Origin of the sequence: Mesorhizobium newzealandense (genome assembly GCF_042682145.1) — a bacterium.
Lineage (GTDB): Bacteria > Pseudomonadota > Alphaproteobacteria > Rhizobiales > Rhizobiaceae > Mesorhizobium > Mesorhizobium newzealandense.
Genome location: NZ_JBHUGZ010000016.1, coordinates 226,824 through 242,368, shown reverse-complemented (window position 1 = coordinate 242,368; position 15,545 = coordinate 226,824). Strand labels below are relative to the sequence as shown.

At 60.6% G+C, this 15,545-nt stretch carries 8 protein-coding genes, 14 pseudogenes and 1 other annotated feature; of the genes and pseudogenes, 13 read left to right on the top strand and 9 right to left on the bottom strand.

From position 1 onward, the window contains the following. Window positions 1–381: 381 nt before the first annotated feature. Both ACFSOZ_RS24155 and tnpA read left to right on the top strand, forming a co-directional pair. Window positions 382–1,613, top strand: a protein-coding gene (locus tag ACFSOZ_RS24155; protein ID WP_379101850.1) for an IS3 family transposase whose coding sequence is annotated in 2 segments (ribosomal slippage) — window positions 382–673 and window positions 673–1,613 — 1,233 coding nt in all. Because the reading frame shifts where the segments join, the coding sequence is not laid out codon by codon here. Further along, window positions 666–782 (top strand) — a sequence feature (AL1L pseudoknot). (Overlaps the previous gene by 117 nt.) A gap of 40 nt (window positions 1,614–1,653) precedes the next feature. After that, window positions 1,654–2,043, top strand: a pseudogene (tnpA, locus tag ACFSOZ_RS24150) (IS66-like element accessory protein TnpA); the annotation flags it as partial. 9 nt (window positions 2,044–2,052) lie between these two features. On the opposite strand, the gene ACFSOZ_RS38835 reads toward tnpA, so the two are convergent. Then, a complete protein-coding gene (locus ACFSOZ_RS38835; RefSeq protein ID WP_465264471.1) occupies window positions 2,053–2,490 on the bottom strand; it encodes a hypothetical protein in 438 nt (145 codons plus the stop codon). Here ACFSOZ_RS38835 and ACFSOZ_RS24140 point away from each other — a divergent pair. Beyond that, window positions 2,474–2,704, top strand: a pseudogene (locus ACFSOZ_RS24140) (transposase); the annotation flags it as partial. The gene ACFSOZ_RS38835 and the pseudogene ACFSOZ_RS24140 sit on opposite strands and share 17 nt — an antisense overlap. 14 nt (window positions 2,705–2,718) lie before the next feature. Here ACFSOZ_RS24140 and ACFSOZ_RS24135 read toward each other — a convergent pair. Next, a pseudogene (locus tag ACFSOZ_RS24135) lies at window positions 2,719–2,915 on the bottom strand (transposase); the annotation flags it as partial. Between ACFSOZ_RS24135 and ACFSOZ_RS24130 the strand changes: the two are divergent. The 3 genes and pseudogenes from ACFSOZ_RS24130 to ACFSOZ_RS24120 form a co-directional block, all read left to right on the top strand. Then, window positions 2,909–3,244 (top strand): annotated as a pseudogene (locus tag ACFSOZ_RS24130) (helix-turn-helix domain-containing protein); the annotation flags it as partial. The pseudogenes ACFSOZ_RS24135 and ACFSOZ_RS24130 overlap by 7 nt on opposite strands. Before the next feature lie 69 nt (window positions 3,245–3,313). After that, window positions 3,314–4,012, top strand: coding sequence for an IS6 family transposase (locus tag ACFSOZ_RS24125; RefSeq protein WP_379026924.1), 699 nt, complete (start codon window positions 3,314–3,316; stop codon window positions 4,010–4,012). A gap of 53 nt (window positions 4,013–4,065) precedes the next feature. After that, a pseudogene (locus ACFSOZ_RS24120) lies at window positions 4,066–4,473 on the top strand (DDE-type integrase/transposase/recombinase); the annotation flags it as partial. 11 nt (window positions 4,474–4,484) lie between these two features. Here the strand turns inward: ACFSOZ_RS24120 and ACFSOZ_RS24115 are convergent. Next, window positions 4,485–5,264, bottom strand: a complete 780-nt coding sequence (locus ACFSOZ_RS24115; protein ID WP_379101943.1) for an IS110 family transposase — start codon at window positions 5,262–5,264, stop codon at window positions 4,485–4,487. A gap of 89 nt (window positions 5,265–5,353) precedes the next feature. Here ACFSOZ_RS24115 and ACFSOZ_RS24110 point away from each other — a divergent pair. After that, window positions 5,354–5,530, top strand: a pseudogene (locus tag ACFSOZ_RS24110) (MucR family transcriptional regulator); the annotation flags it as partial. Between the two features lie 190 nt (window positions 5,531–5,720). Here the strand turns inward: ACFSOZ_RS24110 and ACFSOZ_RS24105 are convergent. Together ACFSOZ_RS24105 and ACFSOZ_RS24100 are read right to left on the bottom strand one after the other, a co-directional pair. Continuing rightward, window positions 5,721–6,242, bottom strand: a complete 522-nt coding sequence (locus tag ACFSOZ_RS24105; protein WP_095205177.1) for a helix-turn-helix transcriptional regulator — start codon at window positions 6,240–6,242, stop codon at window positions 5,721–5,723. A 7-nt stretch (window positions 6,243–6,249) separates the two neighbouring features. Beyond that, window positions 6,250–6,525, bottom strand: a complete 276-nt coding sequence (locus ACFSOZ_RS24100; protein WP_379101941.1) for a hypothetical protein — start codon at window positions 6,523–6,525, stop codon at window positions 6,250–6,252. Window positions 6,526–6,736: 211 nt separating this feature from the next. Between ACFSOZ_RS24100 and ACFSOZ_RS24095 the strand changes: the two are divergent. The 3 genes and pseudogenes from ACFSOZ_RS24095 to ACFSOZ_RS24085 form a co-directional block, all read left to right on the top strand. Then, window positions 6,737–8,015 (top strand): annotated as a pseudogene (locus tag ACFSOZ_RS24095) (IS701 family transposase). 327 nt (window positions 8,016–8,342) lie between these two features. Further along, window positions 8,343–8,663 carry a transposase gene (locus ACFSOZ_RS24090; protein ID WP_379101939.1) on the top strand — a complete coding sequence of 107 codons (321 nt, stop codon included), beginning with the start codon at window positions 8,343–8,345 and terminating at the stop codon, window positions 8,661–8,663. A 331-nt stretch (window positions 8,664–8,994) separates the two neighbouring features. Continuing rightward, window positions 8,995–9,105: pseudogene (locus ACFSOZ_RS24085) on the top strand (helix-turn-helix domain-containing protein); the annotation flags it as partial. A 198-nt stretch (window positions 9,106–9,303) separates the two neighbouring features. On the opposite strand, the pseudogene tnpC reads toward ACFSOZ_RS24085, so the two are convergent. The 3 pseudogenes from tnpC to ACFSOZ_RS24070 all read right to left on the bottom strand — a co-directional run. Continuing rightward, window positions 9,304–10,314, bottom strand: a pseudogene (tnpC, locus tag ACFSOZ_RS24080) (IS66 family transposase); the annotation flags it as partial. A 215-nt stretch (window positions 10,315–10,529) separates the two neighbouring features. Then, a pseudogene (locus ACFSOZ_RS24075) lies at window positions 10,530–10,769 on the bottom strand (hypothetical protein); the annotation flags it as partial. 154 nt (window positions 10,770–10,923) lie between these two features. Then, a pseudogene (locus ACFSOZ_RS24070) lies at window positions 10,924–11,110 on the bottom strand (transposase); the annotation flags it as partial. Between the two features lie 440 nt (window positions 11,111–11,550). Between ACFSOZ_RS24070 and ACFSOZ_RS24065 the strand changes: the two are divergent. The 3 genes and pseudogenes from ACFSOZ_RS24065 to scpB all read left to right on the top strand — a co-directional run bounded on the left by ACFSOZ_RS24065 (window position 11,551) and on the right by scpB (window position 13,971). Continuing rightward, window positions 11,551–11,958 carry a hypothetical protein gene (locus ACFSOZ_RS24065; RefSeq protein ID WP_379101938.1) on the top strand — a complete coding sequence of 136 codons (408 nt, stop codon included), beginning with the start codon at window positions 11,551–11,553 and terminating at the stop codon, window positions 11,956–11,958. 301 nt (window positions 11,959–12,259) lie between these two features. After that, window positions 12,260–13,276, top strand: a pseudogene (locus ACFSOZ_RS24060) (DUF1403 family protein). A 117-nt stretch (window positions 13,277–13,393) separates the two neighbouring features. After that, window positions 13,394–13,971, top strand: a pseudogene (scpB, locus tag ACFSOZ_RS24055) (SMC-Scp complex subunit ScpB). A 192-nt stretch (window positions 13,972–14,163) separates the two neighbouring features. On the opposite strand, the pseudogene ACFSOZ_RS24050 reads toward scpB, so the two are convergent. Then, window positions 14,164–15,505: pseudogene (locus ACFSOZ_RS24050) on the bottom strand (IS701 family transposase). Between the last annotated feature and the right edge of the window lie 40 nt (window positions 15,506–15,545).

Sequence of the window (15,545 nt, the reverse complement as noted above, 5' to 3'; positions counted from 1 at the left end):
ATACTGATAAGACCTGACCTTGGAGAAAACAGACGGCGGGATGACTCTTGCCGCGGGGATGTGCGCGGCGAGAGTCTGCAACGTAAGCTCTCAATTGGCGGAACTACTATGGGAGTCGAAAATCTTTCAGCGTGTGTCTGGCTGTGACACTCAAAGCAAGCGCGAATTTCCCCGCACCTTTTGCTGTTGAGTGCTCTTATGCATGAGGTGTCCACTAAAATAGGTGGACACCTCATGATGGAAGAAGATGATCAGAAACTCAGAAACTGCAGGTAAGGCTTGTTGGTCGTAACGGGCGACTCCGATACGACCCGGCATCGAAGGACCGTCTTGAACCGCACCGGGTTGCTCGGAGGCTCCAATTCCTGAGAAGGTGGAGCCATGACAAGCAAGACGACCAACAAGTTCTCTCCCGAAGTCCGGACCCGTGCGGTGCGGCTGGTTCTGGATCACGAGCATGAACACCCCTCGCGCTGGGCTGCGGTCTTGTCGATCGCGGCCAAGATCGGCTGCACGGCGCAGACGCTGCATGAGTGGGTGAAGAAGGCCGAACGCGACAGTGGCGTGCGCGCCGGTGTGCCTACGGATGTGGCAACGAAACTCAAGGCCTTGGAGCGCGAGAACCGCGAGCTTCGCCAGGCCAACGAGATCCTTCGCAAGGCTTCCGCGTATTTTGCCCAGGCGGAGCTCGACCGCCGGTTCAAGCCATGATCGCGTTCATCGACGATCACCGCCAGGCGCATGGGGTCGAGCCGATCTGCAAGGTGCTGCCGATCGCCTCGTCGACTTACCACGACCATGTCGCCAAGCGCATCGATCCCTCCCGGCTGTCGGCTCGGGCGAAGCGGGATGAGGCCTTGAAGGATGAGGTCCGACGCGTGTTCGAGGCCAACTTCCGCGTCTACGGCGTTCGCAAGGTCTGGCGGCAGTTGCAGCGCGAGGGCTTCGACGTCGCCCGCTGCACGGTTGCCCGCCTGATGAGGGCCATGGGTCTTGAGGGCATCATCCGCGGCAAGCCGATCCGCACCACGGTGAGCGACAAGGCCGCACCTTGCCCTCTCGATCACGTTAATCGCCAGTTCCATGCCCCGGCGCCGAACATGCTGTGGGTCTCCGACTTCACCTACGTCGCGACCTGGACGGGCTTCGTCTATGTCGCCTTTGTCATCGACACCTATGCCCGCCGGATCGTTGGCTGGCGGGTGAGCCGGACGGCGCATGCGAGCTTCGTCCTGGACGCTCTGGAACAGGCACTCCATGATCGGCGGCCGATCCACCGCGGCGGGCTCGTGCACCATAGCGATAGAGGCAGCCAATATGTCAGCATTCGATATACCGAGCGCCTGGCGGAGGCCGGCGTCGAGCCTTCGGTAGGCAGCGTCGGCGACAGCTACGACAATGCTCTCGCCGAAACGATCAACGGTCTTTACAAGGCCGAGGTGATCCATCGACGCGGACCATGGCGTAACTTCGAAGCCGTCGAGTTCGCTACGCTCGAATGGGTCGACTGGTTCAATAATCGCCGGCTGCTGGAGCCCATCGGCAACATCCCGCCGGCCGAAGCCGAGGAACGCTACTACGCCATGCTGGATGAACCAGCCATAGCCGCGTGACTCAAACGAAACGGCCTCCGGAAAACCCGGCGCGGTTCATCTTGTCTCGGCGTGCCTTGAGCCTGGCGTGTCGGTATCGAGCCTTGCACTCGAACATGGGGTCAATGCGAACCTTCTTCGGAAGTGGATAAAGAAGCGCACGGAGACCCAGTCTCTCCCGCCGTCTTCACCCCCGGCGTTTATTCCGGTTCAGATTGAAAGGGCTGTCGATCGAGCACTGTTGCGACAGAGCAGCATGGATGTGGTGGATTTGCCGGCGACTTGTGATGAAGTGCGTGGGTCGGAACCCAAAAGGGCTGCAGCTTTTTCCTCTTCAGCCAAGGTGAACGTGTCAATGCCGAACGGCGTGAAGCTGACGCTGGAATGCGGTGATGTGGATGCATTGTCGGCGATCATCGGAGCACTGGGCCATGTTCAGACTGGGCGCTGACCTGAAAGTCTACCTGCACCGTCGTGAGCCGATCGACTTCCGGGCCGGCAACAACAGCCTGCGGTTCTGGTCCAGGAAGCGATGGCGCTCGATTCGTTTGCTCCGGCGGTTTTTGCGTTCTGCAATCGCCGTTGCGACCGGATGAAGCTCCTGTTCTTCGATCGGTAGGGCTTTGTGCTGGTCCTGAAGCGGCTGACCGAGGACAAGTTCCGGTGGCCGCGCCGGGAGGCAGCGGTTGTCATGCTTACGACCGAGCAATTGCACTGGATACTCGACGGCATCGATATCGATGCGATGGTCCGCCATCCGGTGCGGCAATATCAGGTCGCCCGCTGACGGCCCTCGAATTGAGTGGTTCACGCGGCGGCATGCTTTCGATTCAAGAATCTGATGAATCGACCAGGCGAACCGACTGTTGAAGAGTTGATGGCGCGTAATCAACGGCATTTTGTGGTGGTTCCGCAGAGGCTCGCCTTGGGCGGACGTACCGGAGCGATATGGGCCTTACACCACCTGCTACAACCGCTTCGTGCGATGGAGAAAAGCGGGTGTTTGGGATCATATCTTGCGTGAGATCGCAAAGGCCTTCGATGGCGACGTCGTAATGATCGACAGTTCCTGTGTCCGCGTTCATCAGCATGCGGCCACGGGAAAAAGGGGAACTTCGCAGCAATTGTCGCCTTCGAGCAACCGGTCGCGGTTCTTCGAAAACACCGAAGGTCCCAAGCTGGATCGTCAATGCCAATGCCAACGAACCCGCGGAACAGAAGGTCGTATTCCAGCCGCTCCACCAAAAGCCGCTCAGAGCGGATCGAATAGAAGGCTCGCAGAAGCATGGCGCGCAGAAGCTTCTCGGGCGCGATCGATGGCCGCCGATCAGCGGCCGATCGGTCGCAGGGTAACGCCGCAGCGTGCACACTACCGGCGTCTGGCAGAGTCGGCGGCTATCGGAACCGTGACGCGTGCTCAATTGGCCGTGCTTGCGCAAAGCCTGACATGCACAGGGTTGATCAATGGGACCGAAAGTCACCTGCTGGTGGCGCTGATCAACACGGCCTCCGCCGAATCGTTCGACAAGTCCCGCCGTCCGATCATCTTCAAATCGAACCAGCAACTGGTCTTTGAGATCGGCCGGTCGATCGGTCGCGTCAGCCGAATGCTGTCGCGCCTGTTCGACGCGGGTTTGATCACGATGCAGGACGGATCTGTTGCAACCTTTTGATTACCAGCGCTGTGGCAAGGAGCCTTCGATCATTTTCGGAGGGTTGCAATGTTTAAAGGCCGTCAGTTCGACCAGTCCGTGATCCTGCTTTGCGTGCGCTGGTACCTGGCCTACAATTTGAGCCTGCGTGATCTTGAGGAGATGATGGCTGAGCGCGGCATCAGGGTCGATCACACGACCATCCACCGCTGGACCGTTCGTTTCTCGCCCTTGTTGCTCGAGCGCTTCAACCAGCGCAAGCGTGGCGTGACCGGCAAATGGCATGTGGACGAGACCTACATCAAGGTACGCGGCCAGTGGATGTATCTCTATCGCGCCATCGACAATGCCGGTGACACAGTCGAGTTTTGGTTCAGCGAGCAGCGCGACCTGCCGGCGGCCAAGCGCTTCTTCAGAAAGGCGCTGGACCGTCATGGCCGACCGGATCGCGTCGTCATCGACGGGAGCCAGACCAACCACGAGGCGATCGTTTCCTGCGACACCACAAATCGCTTGCAGGATCGCGCCCGGCGCCGGCTGAAGCCGATCCGCATCCGCCGGAGCCAGTATTTGAACAATCGGATCGAGCAGGACCATCGGCGCATAAAGCGCCGAGTCCGGCCGATGCTCGGCTTCAAATCGACGGCCACCGCCTCCGCCATCCTTTACGGCATCGAAATGATTCACATGATGCGCAAGCGACAGGCGAGGTATGCCTTCAATCCGAATCCGTCCCTGGCCGAGCAGTTCGAAATCCTCGCCGCCTGATTGACCTTACATCAGGCCTCTCTGCGCCCTCTATTCACCCGTTGCAACAAAACCTCGAGTTTTGGTTCAGCGAGCAGCGCGACCTGCCGGCGGCCAAGCGCTTCTTCAGAAAGGCGCTGGACCGTCATGGCCGACCGGATCGCGTCGTCATCGACGGGAGCCAGACCAACCACGAGGCGATCGTTTCCTGCGACACCACAAATCGCTTGCAGGATCGCACCCGGCGCCGGCTAAAGCCGATCCGCATCCGCCGGAGCCAGTATTTGAACAATCGGATCGAGCAGGACCATCGGCGCATCAAGCGCCGAGTCCGGCCGATGCTCGGCTTCAAATCGACGGCCACCGCCTCCGCCATCCTTTCCGGCATCGAAATGATTCACATGATGCGCAAGCGACAGGCGAGGTATGCCTTCAATCCGAATCCGTCCCTGGCCGAGCAGTTCGAAATCCTCGCCGCCTGATTGACCTCGCATCAGGCCTCTCTGCGCCCTCTATTCACCCGTTGCAACAAAACCGTCGCCGCCAGCCGGCGTAGGCGTTCCTGTTCGATGGCGCGGATCTGCGCACGCACGAGGTTGAGCCGCTCAAGGAAGCGGTGGAGCTCGGCGCGGGCGTTGTGCGGCAGCGGTGTTCCCTCCGCCGTTCGGATGCTCTCCAGCCTGTCCGCGGCCTGGCGCAGGCTCAGCCGGAAGCTGGGGACGCCGAAGCGGGCGAGGATCGCCTTGATGCGGTTGATGAGACGCGTCTGCTCGCCGATCAGGGTCCCCCGCTCGCGGTTCGGCCGCCGCGCGTCCTCCTCTTCGAGCGTCGGGATCGCGGCCATGGAGCAATGGCGTTTCTCGCCGCGCAGCCAGCCGAGAAAAGCGCGCATCAAAAGCTCGGAGTCGAGACGATCGGTCTTGGCGCGGCGGTGCTCGCGCGATACCGGAACGCTCGAGGGATGGATGGCATAGGCCTCGATGCCGTGCGCCCGCAACCAGCGTGCCAGCCAGAAGCCGTCGCCGGCCGCCTCATAGGCGACGGCGATCCGCTGGACCGTGTGCCCGGCCCGGTCGGCTTCGTCGCGCCAGCGCTGCAGCAGCTTCAACAGTGCTGGCGCGTCGGCATCGAGCTTCTTGAGCGGCTGGCGCTTGAGACCTGGAACAAGCCCGGCGACGAGCCACTTCGCCTTGCTCATTTCGGTGACGGCGATGATCGTGTTATCCTGTTCGAGAGCGGCAAGGGACCGGCTCGCGTCAAAAGATTGCGACATGGGACGCCTCCTTCTGAGGTGGTTGAAACAGCGAAGGATGCCACACCCTCGCCGCTCGCCCCATAGCATCTACCTGATGGGACACGACCGTCAACTACGGCCTCACTCCTGACGGGTACCGTGGGAAGTGGGGGTTGAAGTCAGACTACCCTATGGTTGCGCCCAACTATGCGGCCGCGAGGTCCGAAATGGCCAAGGCACTCGGCCTTGGCCGCAAGGCTGTGCCCGCGAAGGCAACCAAGAAGCCTGGAAACCGGAAGGCCTGAAATTTCGAAATGCCCCACTCGGGCGCAGCGGAATTGAAGAGTGCAGCGGTGGATTAAAGTCGGGTAGCGCTCGGTTGATAGCGATCCCGACTTCAGAAGTTTGATAGAAGGCCGCTTGTTCCATCAACAGCAGTGTGACGGAGCTGGATTGCCAGCTTTGTCGGCGAGGTGCCTAAGCCGGCCTGTTTCCCTATGCTATCAAGCGCTCCAACTCGCGCATGGCTGTGGGAGCGAAGCGTCTTGCCTCCTTCGCCACGTTGACCTCCAGAGTCGCCTTTGCCGTTTCATACAAGATGCGCTCCGGCTGATAACCCCGTCGTCCCTCCAGCCAACTCAGGACATCGCTCAGATGCCATAACGCACCGTTGCCTTCATGCACAGGGGCTGGAAAATCGTTGTTGCCCAGCATTAGCTTGCGAAGGTACTGACGGGACACGCCCATCATTTCGGCCACGTCCGTCAGTCCCACAAGGTCAGGCGTGGCTTCTACCAAGGTTGCGCTCGGGATAGCGGCCTTCACGTCTGCGAGCGCACTGCGAACGGCTTCCTGCGCGCTGTCCGCTTCTCGAGTAAACTCGAGAGCAAGCCGACCGACAATGCCGATGCCCACAAGAGCATCGGTGCATCCAGCCTCGCCCAGACGCTCCACCAAGGCATCTGCGTCCTGATCATCGTCCGCGAGACGGTACTTTAGGGTGAAAGTGTATTCCATGACGAAGTCACTCCTTGCCTTCAGCCGTCTCTTCGGTTTTAGCCTTATGCGTTGTGCAGTTATCGATAAAACGCTTCAGCTTCTTTGCTTCGTTGCCAGCGTTCTTTGGCGTGCTCCAAATGCTGGTTATGCAGAATTCGCCGCAACGACATTGGTCATCGTTATATGGGCAATACATCTTGCCCCACGCGTGACTTCCACCTATTTTGATCCGCCACCCTTGCGCTTCGGCATACCTGAGTGCGGCTTCAATTTCCTTCTTTGGGTGCGATTTACGCGCCATCTGTACCCTCAATATGCGACTCACAGAGAGGTTGTCAAGTGACAACCAAGTCGGACTGACCAGCCGGATCCGGTGACGGACCGCCTCAGTCGTCGTGGCGCTCCCATGCAGAACCTGGCCCATAGCGCATCCTTTGATTCGGAAGACAAGCACTACTTTGGCAGATTTTTAGCAGCGGGCGCGTTTTTGGAATTCCCAAGAGAGAGTTTGCGTGATTCATGGGAGGTCGGCTTGTGGAGGGCCGATCAATGGATGTGGACTGGCAAGCCGATCTCGAGCACTGGCTTCAACCGTTTTTGGCAGGTCTTTCGCATCCAGCTCGGCGCCGGATGTGTCCGCTGTACATTGCTGGTCTGATCGGGCCGGGCGACCGTAAGAGCGTACAACCGATGGCCGCGCGCACTGGCGAGGTCGGCTACGATCAGCTTCATCATTTCGTCGCGGCAGGGGTTTGGGACAGCGCTCCGCTCGAGGCCGCCCTGCTGAAGGAGGCAGATCGCCTGGTCGGCGATGAGGCGGGTTTTCTCGTCATCGACGACACAGCGTTACCGAAGAAGGGACAACATTCGGTTGGTGTCGCGCCTCAATACGCTTCGTCGCTTGGCAAGACGTCCAATTGCCAGTCACTGGTGTCGGTGACCCTGGCCTCGCGCGAAGTGCCGGTGATGGTGGGCCTTCGGCTCTTCCTGCCCGACACCTGGACGAATGATCCCGAGCGGATGATGCGGGCGCGCGTCCCGAAGGATCGACAGGTCGCTCTGACAAAGCCGGAGATCGCCATCGAAGAGATCGATCGTGTCATCGCCTCCGGCGCGCGTTTCGGCTGTGTGCTTGCCGACGCGGGCTACGGGTCGAGCAGCTCTTTTCGTCAGGCTTTGAGTGAGCGCGGTCTGCTGTGGGCGGTAGGACTATCGCGGCGCCAAAACGTCTATCCGGCCGATGTTGATCTGATCTTCCCGGTCGCGACCACCGGCAGGCGCCGCCAATATCACATCCCGGACCAGCCGCCGGTCTCTGCCGAGGTGATGCTGTCTGGTGAGAGATGGCACAAGATAAGCTGGCGGCGCGGCACTAAAGGTCGGCTGACATGTTTGTTTGCGGCTCGCCGTGTCCGCGTTGCGGATGGTCATAAGCACCGCATGCTCGACAATCGCGTGCAGTGCATGCCGGGCGACGAGGTCTGGCTCGTCGGCGAACGCCGGTCGACTGGCGAGCAAAAATACTATGTTTCGAACTTACCGGCCGATGCCAGCCTCAAGATGCTCGCTGCCACGATCAAGGCCAGGTGGGTCTGTGAGCAGGCACATCAGCAATTGAAGGAGGAACTCGGCCTCGACCACTTTGAAGGTCGATCCTGGACTGGATTACATCGACACGCCTTGATGACCATGATCGCCTACGCCTTTCTCCAAGCCCGCCGCATCAAAGCAGCGGGACGGAAAAAAAAGAGTCGGCGGACCACCGCCACAACCGAGCATGCCAGCTGTTAGACAAGCCATTCTCGACCTCTTCACGCGGTCGCCACCCCGCAGATGCCCTCACTGTCAGAAGCTGCTCGCACACGCCCTCAAACCTAAACTGCCAAAGTAGTGCAAGGATGCCCCATCAAAGCCTGGGATCAAACATCTCTAGGGTGCCGAACCCTCATGGCGGATTGGATATCCGTTGGGTCAGGTTGTTGATTTTCAATGAGAACTGACCCGGCATTGGAGTGAACCCCACCGGCTGGACCAAGAGAACCTGAAAAACTGATACGCTCGATGGGCCTTGAACGGAGAAGGCTCATGAAGTCACGAGGTCCATACCGTCGTCACTCGATGCAATTCAAACTGCAGCTTTGCCAGGACATCCGCGGTGGCGTCATCGGGCGCCGCGATGCCCAGCGTACCTACGAGGTCTCGGCAAACCTCATCCAGCTGTCGTTGACCCAGTTCGATCGGGGCGAACTGAATGACGAGGAAGCTGAGGCCAGCGTCATTGCTGAATACGAGGCGCGTATCGCGGCCTCGAGCGCAAGGTCGGTCAACTCACGATGGAATTGGACCTTGCCAAAAAACGCCGCGGCTGGCGACCGCCGGCGACAGCGAGAGATTCTTCATCGTCACCGGCCTGCTCCGTCAGACGGGGTTGTCAAGTGATCGACCTACCGAGAAGCACCTTCTACTATCGCGCGACGACCAAACGGCCAACCTCTCGGACGCGGACCTCGTCACCCTCATCGAGGACATCCAGGACGAATTGACCTGCTATGGCTATCGGCGGCCTGCGTGTTTCGCTAATTCCCGGACACCCTTTTCGCTAAATCCCAGTGATTTCAGTAATTCGCGGACAGCGATTCCGATAAATCCCGGACAGCGTTCGGGAGCGGATTTGGCGGTCGGTTCTCGACTGCGCCGTTCTGGCAGTTTGGCCTCTCACGATGATGTTGAGAGGGGCCATGCCAAACGGAAGCAAGCGAGACGAACGAGCGTGAGGAATATCCAAGCGATCTTGCGCCTGACCCATGAGCAGGGTCTTTCGGTGCGTGAGGTGTCGGAACGGCTCAAGATCAGCAAGACGACAGTATCGACCTATTTGCTGCGGGCGCGAGAGGCCGAGCTGTCATGCTGGCCGCTGCCGCCGGGCCACGACGACGCGACGCTTGAGCGGCTGCTGTTTGGCCGTGCCGGTCGTCCGCCGCAAGACCTGAGCGAACCGGACCTTGCGCTGATCGCCAGGGGCCTGAAGCGCAAGGGGGTGACGCTGACGCTGTTGTGGCAGGAGTATCGCGCCGCCCATCCCGCCGTAGCCCTCGACCTGCAGGATACCGCTGAAGCCATCGAGATGCGCAATCGGCCGCTCGGCCTTGCGGTCGGGCGCATAGACGTAGGCGACGCCGGGCGGATCGTCTCCGTCCCAAGGCCGGTCGTCGCGGGCATAGGCCCACAGCTGCCCCGTCTTGGTCTTGCCGCGACCGGGATCGAGCACCGGCGCGGTCCTCTCGTTGGCGAAGAGCTTCGGCGAGGTTTTCAGTTTCGCCAGCAGCCGCTCGTGCACCGGACGCAGGTGCCAGGCGGCACGGCCAACCCAGTCGGCGAGCGTTGAGCGATCGAGATTGATGCCCTGCCGGGCCCAGATCTGCGCCTGGCGATAGAGCGGCAGGTGGTCGGCATACTTGGACACCAGAACCTGTGCGATCGTCGCCTCGGTTCGCAGGCCGCCCTCAATCAGTCGCGCCGGCGCAGGTGCCTGCATGACGACGTCCTCACAGGCGCGGCAGGCGTATCTGGGCCGGCGCACGACGATCACGCGCAGCTGCGCCGGCACGATGTCGAGCCGTTCGCTAACGTCTTCGCCGATCTTGTGCAGGTCGCTGCGGCAGCAGGGACAGGCGTGGTCGTCGATGTCGACGACCGTCTCGACGCGAGGAAGGTGCGCGGGCAGGGCGCCCCGGTTGGCGCGGCGCTTCGCCGTGCGCGCCTGACGTTCGGCCGGGGCAGCCTGTTCCTTTGCTTCCTCGCCAGCCGACCCGTGCGCTGGAACCTGGCGATCAGGCCGTCTGTTGGGCGCTTGCCGCGTCTGTGCCCGACGGCTCACCGTCGTGTGATCGGGGACGGCGAGATCCAGTCCCATCAGTGCCAGCAGGAATCCCAGCAAACCTTCTGTCTGGCGCAGGCGCAGGCCGAATACCAGGCCCAGCGTCAACGCAGTCTTGATCGCCAGGTCGGAATAGCGGTGCTGGCCGCCGCGGGTCTTGCGTCTGGGCGCTTGCCACGACGAAAGGGCTTCCGGTGTCAGCCACACGGTCAAACTGCCGCGCCGACGAAGTCCCGCCTCATACTCCCGTCAGTTCGTCACCTTGAATTTCATCTTGCCGATGCGATGGCGACGGGAGGTGTTGTGTTTGAAGGGCATGGCGACGCTAAACCGGCTATTGAGGGTGCCGATCGCCTAAAGCAAGATCACTGAAGGATCTGTGCACAAACACTGTTGTCGATTTCAAAAGACGCTGAGGGTAAAGGCCTTTAAAGTTCATTCCTGACCGGAAATATATCTTCTCCATAGTGGTGAGGTCTCGTGTGATGCCGTCGGCATAACCACCGTACCCTTAAAGGCTCGTCATATTGATCATGATGGGCATCGACCGCTTCAACTCTGCAGACCTCACACGTTTGTTCCTCCAACTCGCCTGCCTTCACTGCCCGCTGCACAGCAAGATGAGCATCATATTTGCTTGGATTGGCACGACGCCAATTCGTTTGGCGGGGTTTTCAGCATCGCTGCATCCTGCCCTTTGTGTTAGTCTCTGCTCTCGCCTGATAATTATATATCGTTATTAACAACGCGGTCGAGAAGACGGGCGCCCCGGAAATGGCTCGGGGCAAAGACACAGCTCGCCGTCATCTTCGGCGAGCGGTTCTACAACTGATGAAAGCGGCCCACCCACTCGCGCGGGGGACGTTTCCATTCCTCGGCGGCGTTGTTCAACACCAGATATAGGCAGCTTCATGGCTGCGCCGTCACCGGGGAAATGGCCACGCGTACGCACGGCCCGGCGCAGCTTTGAATTCAGCGCCTCGATGGCATTCGTCGTATAGATGATGCGCATCTTCTCCTCCGCGCGGCGAACATTGCCCAAGGCAGCAAATTGCGGTAGGCATCCAATAGCTGGCGCGGATCCCACCTTTCGGATCAAGGAAAGCACGTTCTAACATACAGCAAGTCGCTGACCTTCGCGCAATGCTTTCAGGCTATTGTCAGTTCTGGCCGCTACACAAGTTCCGTTCGACTTGATTGATCGCGAGACTGATGCGATGGCGGACAATTCACAAACGAGCACAGGGAAATCCTTACATGAGATCCTCACCGAAAGAGACCGCCACCGCGGCCATCCCGATTTATCGAGTGCATCCCCCGTCTTTCTGGAAGGGGATGATCCTTGCTGCGACCGTCCTCGTACCGAGTAGTCAGGTTTCGGCTGAGGACAAGAGGCAAACCGGTCACCACATACATCAGGCAGCCTTAGTTGGTTGGGAAAGCAAGGAGATGGAAGAGCTTGCAGCCTCAGTTGGTTGGGAGAAGAAGAAGATGGAAGAACTTCCAGCGGGAACAAAGTTCAACCATGCTAATAGGGATGGGGTGTGGGGCGGTTCGGGGCAAAGCGGGTACACGGGCGAAGCAATTTGGATGACCTCAGAAAACGATGTAAACACGGCACGCGGCTATGCAGGTAGTTCTGGAAAGTACTTTGTTATCGAGGGGCAAGAGTCCCTCAAATTAGCGATCATGGATGAGCAGGGTAATCAAGTGTTCCCTGACGAACTAGGCGCATGGACTACCTTGGCGCAGAGATACGGCTTGGATGGAGTGAAGACGGAATATGGAAACTCGTACGAGGTGATTTTATTTGACAGAAGCAAGATTGCACCTGTGGACGAACGTGGTTTCGATTAGCAGAGCGCCAGCGCATGAAGTTTGCGAGTTCGGTCATGGTCTGTCTCCCGGGTGTGTGTTTCCCGAAGGGAAAACCCTTTCGGGCTAAGCCTCCCCGGACAGAGGGGGGAGGGCGAAAGCCCGCCCCACGGCGGCGGGCGGGACTGTCAAGTGGCGTGGTGCGGAAGGTGGGGGTCTTCTCGGGTCCGCTGGCGGACAGTGCCCGTGGAGGACAGTGTCATTCGTTATATCGGCACGACAGGCACAGCGCTTGTTGTCCATTTCTGTTGCTAAAAGCGCCGCCGTGTTTCATCGTGTTGCGATGATTCTGCGTCCCAAATCCTCTCCGCGCCACTACGCCGCGTTTGGCGGTGCCCTTTCGACCGCGCCGATGGCAACGGTGCCGGCCTGGCTGCGCCGGGGCCATCCGGGATGCGCAAAGTCTTGCGGGAAAAGATGTCGAGGAGGTCGCGCTCGCTGACGGCGCTGCCATCGGCGCGCTCGATGCGGTGGTCCGCCGGCAGGAGCGGCGGGCCGGCGCCTGGCGGCAGCGTCTGGCGCATTCGGCGGCCGCGGTAACGGCGAAGCGGGCTGGCCGCGTCGAGGAAGAAAGCGCGCTACGCGACGCCGTGCTATTGACAAGCCCGGGCGACAATGTCGGGCTCGCCGGTCGTTTGCTTCTCGCCTGGCGCCGGCTGGCCGGAACGCCTGCGGAGAAACTGCTGACCGAGGCGAGCATCGGCGCGGTGCTGGATGACCTCGGTTTCGCGCGCAATGACGAGGGCGCGAGCGATCTGACGGACAATCTCCGGCAGCTCGCCGCCAGTGACGGGACGGCGGGAATGATGACTGGCGCCATCGCGATGCCGAACGCGACGGCTTGGGGCGCGTCCTTGGAGCCTGGCTCGCCGACGTCCTGCTGGCGCAACGGCTGGGTTGGGCAAACGCGGTGCCGCTGTTGGGCGCCGAAGCGGCCGTGGGCACAAGGGCGCGCCCGCATCGATCGGCAGCCAGTTCTGTGGCGACAAGGATAGTGACAGATCCTGAGCGTGCGAAAGGTCTGCTTGCCGCGCAGGCACGCGCTGCGTTGCGCGCAATTGATCTTCACGCCGAACTCGGGCGCCGCGCGGACCGGCTGCTTGCCGTCACGCCGAAGCTTAGAGCCAAAGCAGCGGACGCTGTTGTCGACAAGCTCCTTTCCGACGATGCGATCGTGGCATCCGAAAAGATCGCAGGCATGAGTGACCGTGGGCTGCGCCGCCTGTTCGACCGGCTCGTCGAACTCGGCGCCGTGCGCGAGCTTTCCGGCCGTCCCACCTTCCGCATCTACGGGCTCTGACGACCATGGCGGAGGCAGCGCCGAGGGGGGAGCCGGTCAGATGACGGTCGATCAGCTGACCAGCTGTTTGACCGGGAGCTGGATCACCTGCCGCCGGAGGCGCGCTGGCGAGAATGGATGCATCGCGTCGAGGCAACGATTTTTGCGGCAAGCGAGCCGGTCGGCCGCGAAACGCTGGCCCGCATAGTCGGCAAGAGCTGCAGCATCGACCTATTGATCGACGACATTGCGCGGCCGGCCCTACGATCTGGTGGCGGTCGCCGGCGATTTTCGGCACCTGACCCGCCCGGCCTACGCCGACGCCATCCGCAGTGCATTTGGCACCGCCGAAGGCGGCAACGGGCGTGCGGTGGACCTGAGGCAGTCGGACGTGCTGGTGCTGATGTGCATCGCCTATTTCCAGCCGATTACACGTGGGGAACTGTCGTCGTTTTTTTGGGAAAGAGATTTCTCGCGACCTGATCGGCCATCTGCGCGGCGCCGGCTTGATCGCGTCCGGTCCGCGCAGTCCGATGCCGGGTGCGCCCTACACCTACGTTACGACCAAAGAATTCCTGCTGGAGTTCGGTTTCGACACGTTGCGTAACCTGCCGGATTTTGAGGCGCTCGAGGACGCCGGGTTGCTGTCGAAGGAGAAGTTGCTGGCTGGTGAGATCATGCCGGTCTGCAACGACGCGGAAGGGGATTCGGCATGAATGGTGATGAGTAGGACGGCGCTTAACGTCCACCATCAAACGTGAGTTGCCCCGGGTAAAGCCGGTCACCTCTGAGGCGCGGCGAGGGCGATGCATCTAGTCTTACTGCGTCATAAATTTGGATATTTCGGCTTCGACTGAGCGCAGCAGGGACATCGCATCAATCTGCGGGCGAGTGCGACGGTCAGTTTTCTATGCAGCGTCGCGATCGAATTTGAGGTGTGCCGTTCGGGGCGAATGGGCGGGCTCGCTGGATCGTGAACCGCGGGGAATAGGAGGTTTTTCGCTGCTTTTGGAACGGGCGATTGCTGAGGGGGGGAATCGTCTCCCGTTCGGAGAGGAGAAACCCGTAAGCCGCGATGCAAAGACTGGCGTGATGATGGAATCCGCGCCAACCTCGACCCTCGTAGTGGCCAAGGCCCAGTTCCTGCTTGAGCTCGCGATAATCCCGTTCAATCCGCCACCTTAGCTTGGTCGTGGCAACAAGATCACGCAGCGCGGTCGTTTCCGGCAGGGTCGAAAGCCAGTATTTGAGCGGCTCTTTGTCACCTTCGGGCCATTCGACAAGCAACCATTCTTCGGCGTGCGGATGTCCGAGATTATAGTCTCTGGACGCGACACGAAGACGAACAGCGGTAAAGCGCGACGCAAGATCGGTATTGCTGCCCTCCCGCCATATGACGGTCTGCCACGCGTCTATCGGCAGACTTTCCGCAAGCGCCTTGGCTGAAAGAGGTTGATGATCCGCGCTTCGTTGCATCAGCGACGGCGGCCGACCCTTTCCGCTCCAGGTCTTGGGCGGTAGCGGTCCTTCGCCTGGGCGCCAAACACTGAGCGTCGGCTGGACACCCACGACATAGCTGAGGCCCAGCTCGGTCAATCCTCGGCGGAACCCGCCGTCTGCGCCGTAACCGGCGTCGGCAAGGATCACGCCCGCCGGCATCTGCGTCTCTAGCGCCGCACGTACTTGTTCAAGCGCGATCTGTGGCTTGGTTTGAAATAGGATCTCGTCCGGGATCTTCGCCTTCTTCCGGCGCTCTGGATCATTTGCCCAGATCTCAGGTAGATAAAGCTGCCAGGCAACCGGTAAGCTGGCCCCCTCATTCGCAATCGAAAGACTGACGGCAACCTGGCAATTGTCCTGCTTGCCGAGCTGGCCGCAATATTGGCGTGCGACACCGACGGAATGCTTCCCCTTCTTTGGAAAGCCAGTGTCGTCGACAATCCAGGCGGTGATCGCACCGCCACGCTCGATCATGCGCGGCAAGGCCCAATCACGAACGCGCGCCAGCAGTGCGTCATCCGACCAAGGCGCTTGTCCCACGAAATGCAAAAGCGATTGATGCTTGGCCGAAACACGTGATGGCGCCGTAACGGCGGCCAGGGGCTCCACGCTTTTGCGCGCCACCGGCATCATCAAACCCGTACAATAATCCCGCAGCGGCTCTGCCCGATCGGCATGGCCTATGACCTCGACCAGTGCTTCCAAATACCCATCAAACGCGGCTGCTTCGCAACCGTCCTCGCTGACCATGGCGCTCATCCATCGCTGTGAATCGCCAACCTATCACAAC

Bases quoted from the DNA above. Each gene is read 5' to 3' on its own strand.
- ACFSOZ_RS24100 (WP_379101941.1), bottom strand. From the start codon at position 6,525: ATGGCGCGTAAATCGCACCCAAAGAAGGAAATTGAAGCCGCACTCAGG.
- ACFSOZ_RS24065 (WP_379101938.1), top strand. From the start codon at position 11,551: ATGGAAGAGCTTGCAGCCTCAGTTGGTTGGGAGAAGAAGAAGATGGAA.
- ACFSOZ_RS38835 (WP_465264471.1), bottom strand. From the start codon at position 2,490: ATGCCGTTGATTACGCGCCATCAACTCTTCAACAGTCGGTTCGCCTGG.
- ACFSOZ_RS24090 (WP_379101939.1), top strand. From the start codon at position 8,343: ATGCAATTCAAACTGCAGCTTTGCCAGGACATCCGCGGTGGCGTCATC.
- ACFSOZ_RS24125 (WP_379026924.1), top strand. From the start codon at position 3,314: ATGTTTAAAGGCCGTCAGTTCGACCAGTCCGTGATCCTGCTTTGCGTG.
- ACFSOZ_RS24105 (WP_095205177.1), bottom strand. From the start codon at position 6,242: ATGGAATACACTTTCACCCTAAAGTACCGTCTCGCGGACGATGATCAG.
- ACFSOZ_RS24115 (WP_379101943.1), bottom strand. From the start codon at position 5,264: ATGTCGCAATCTTTTGACGCGAGCCGGTCCCTTGCCGCTCTCGAACAG.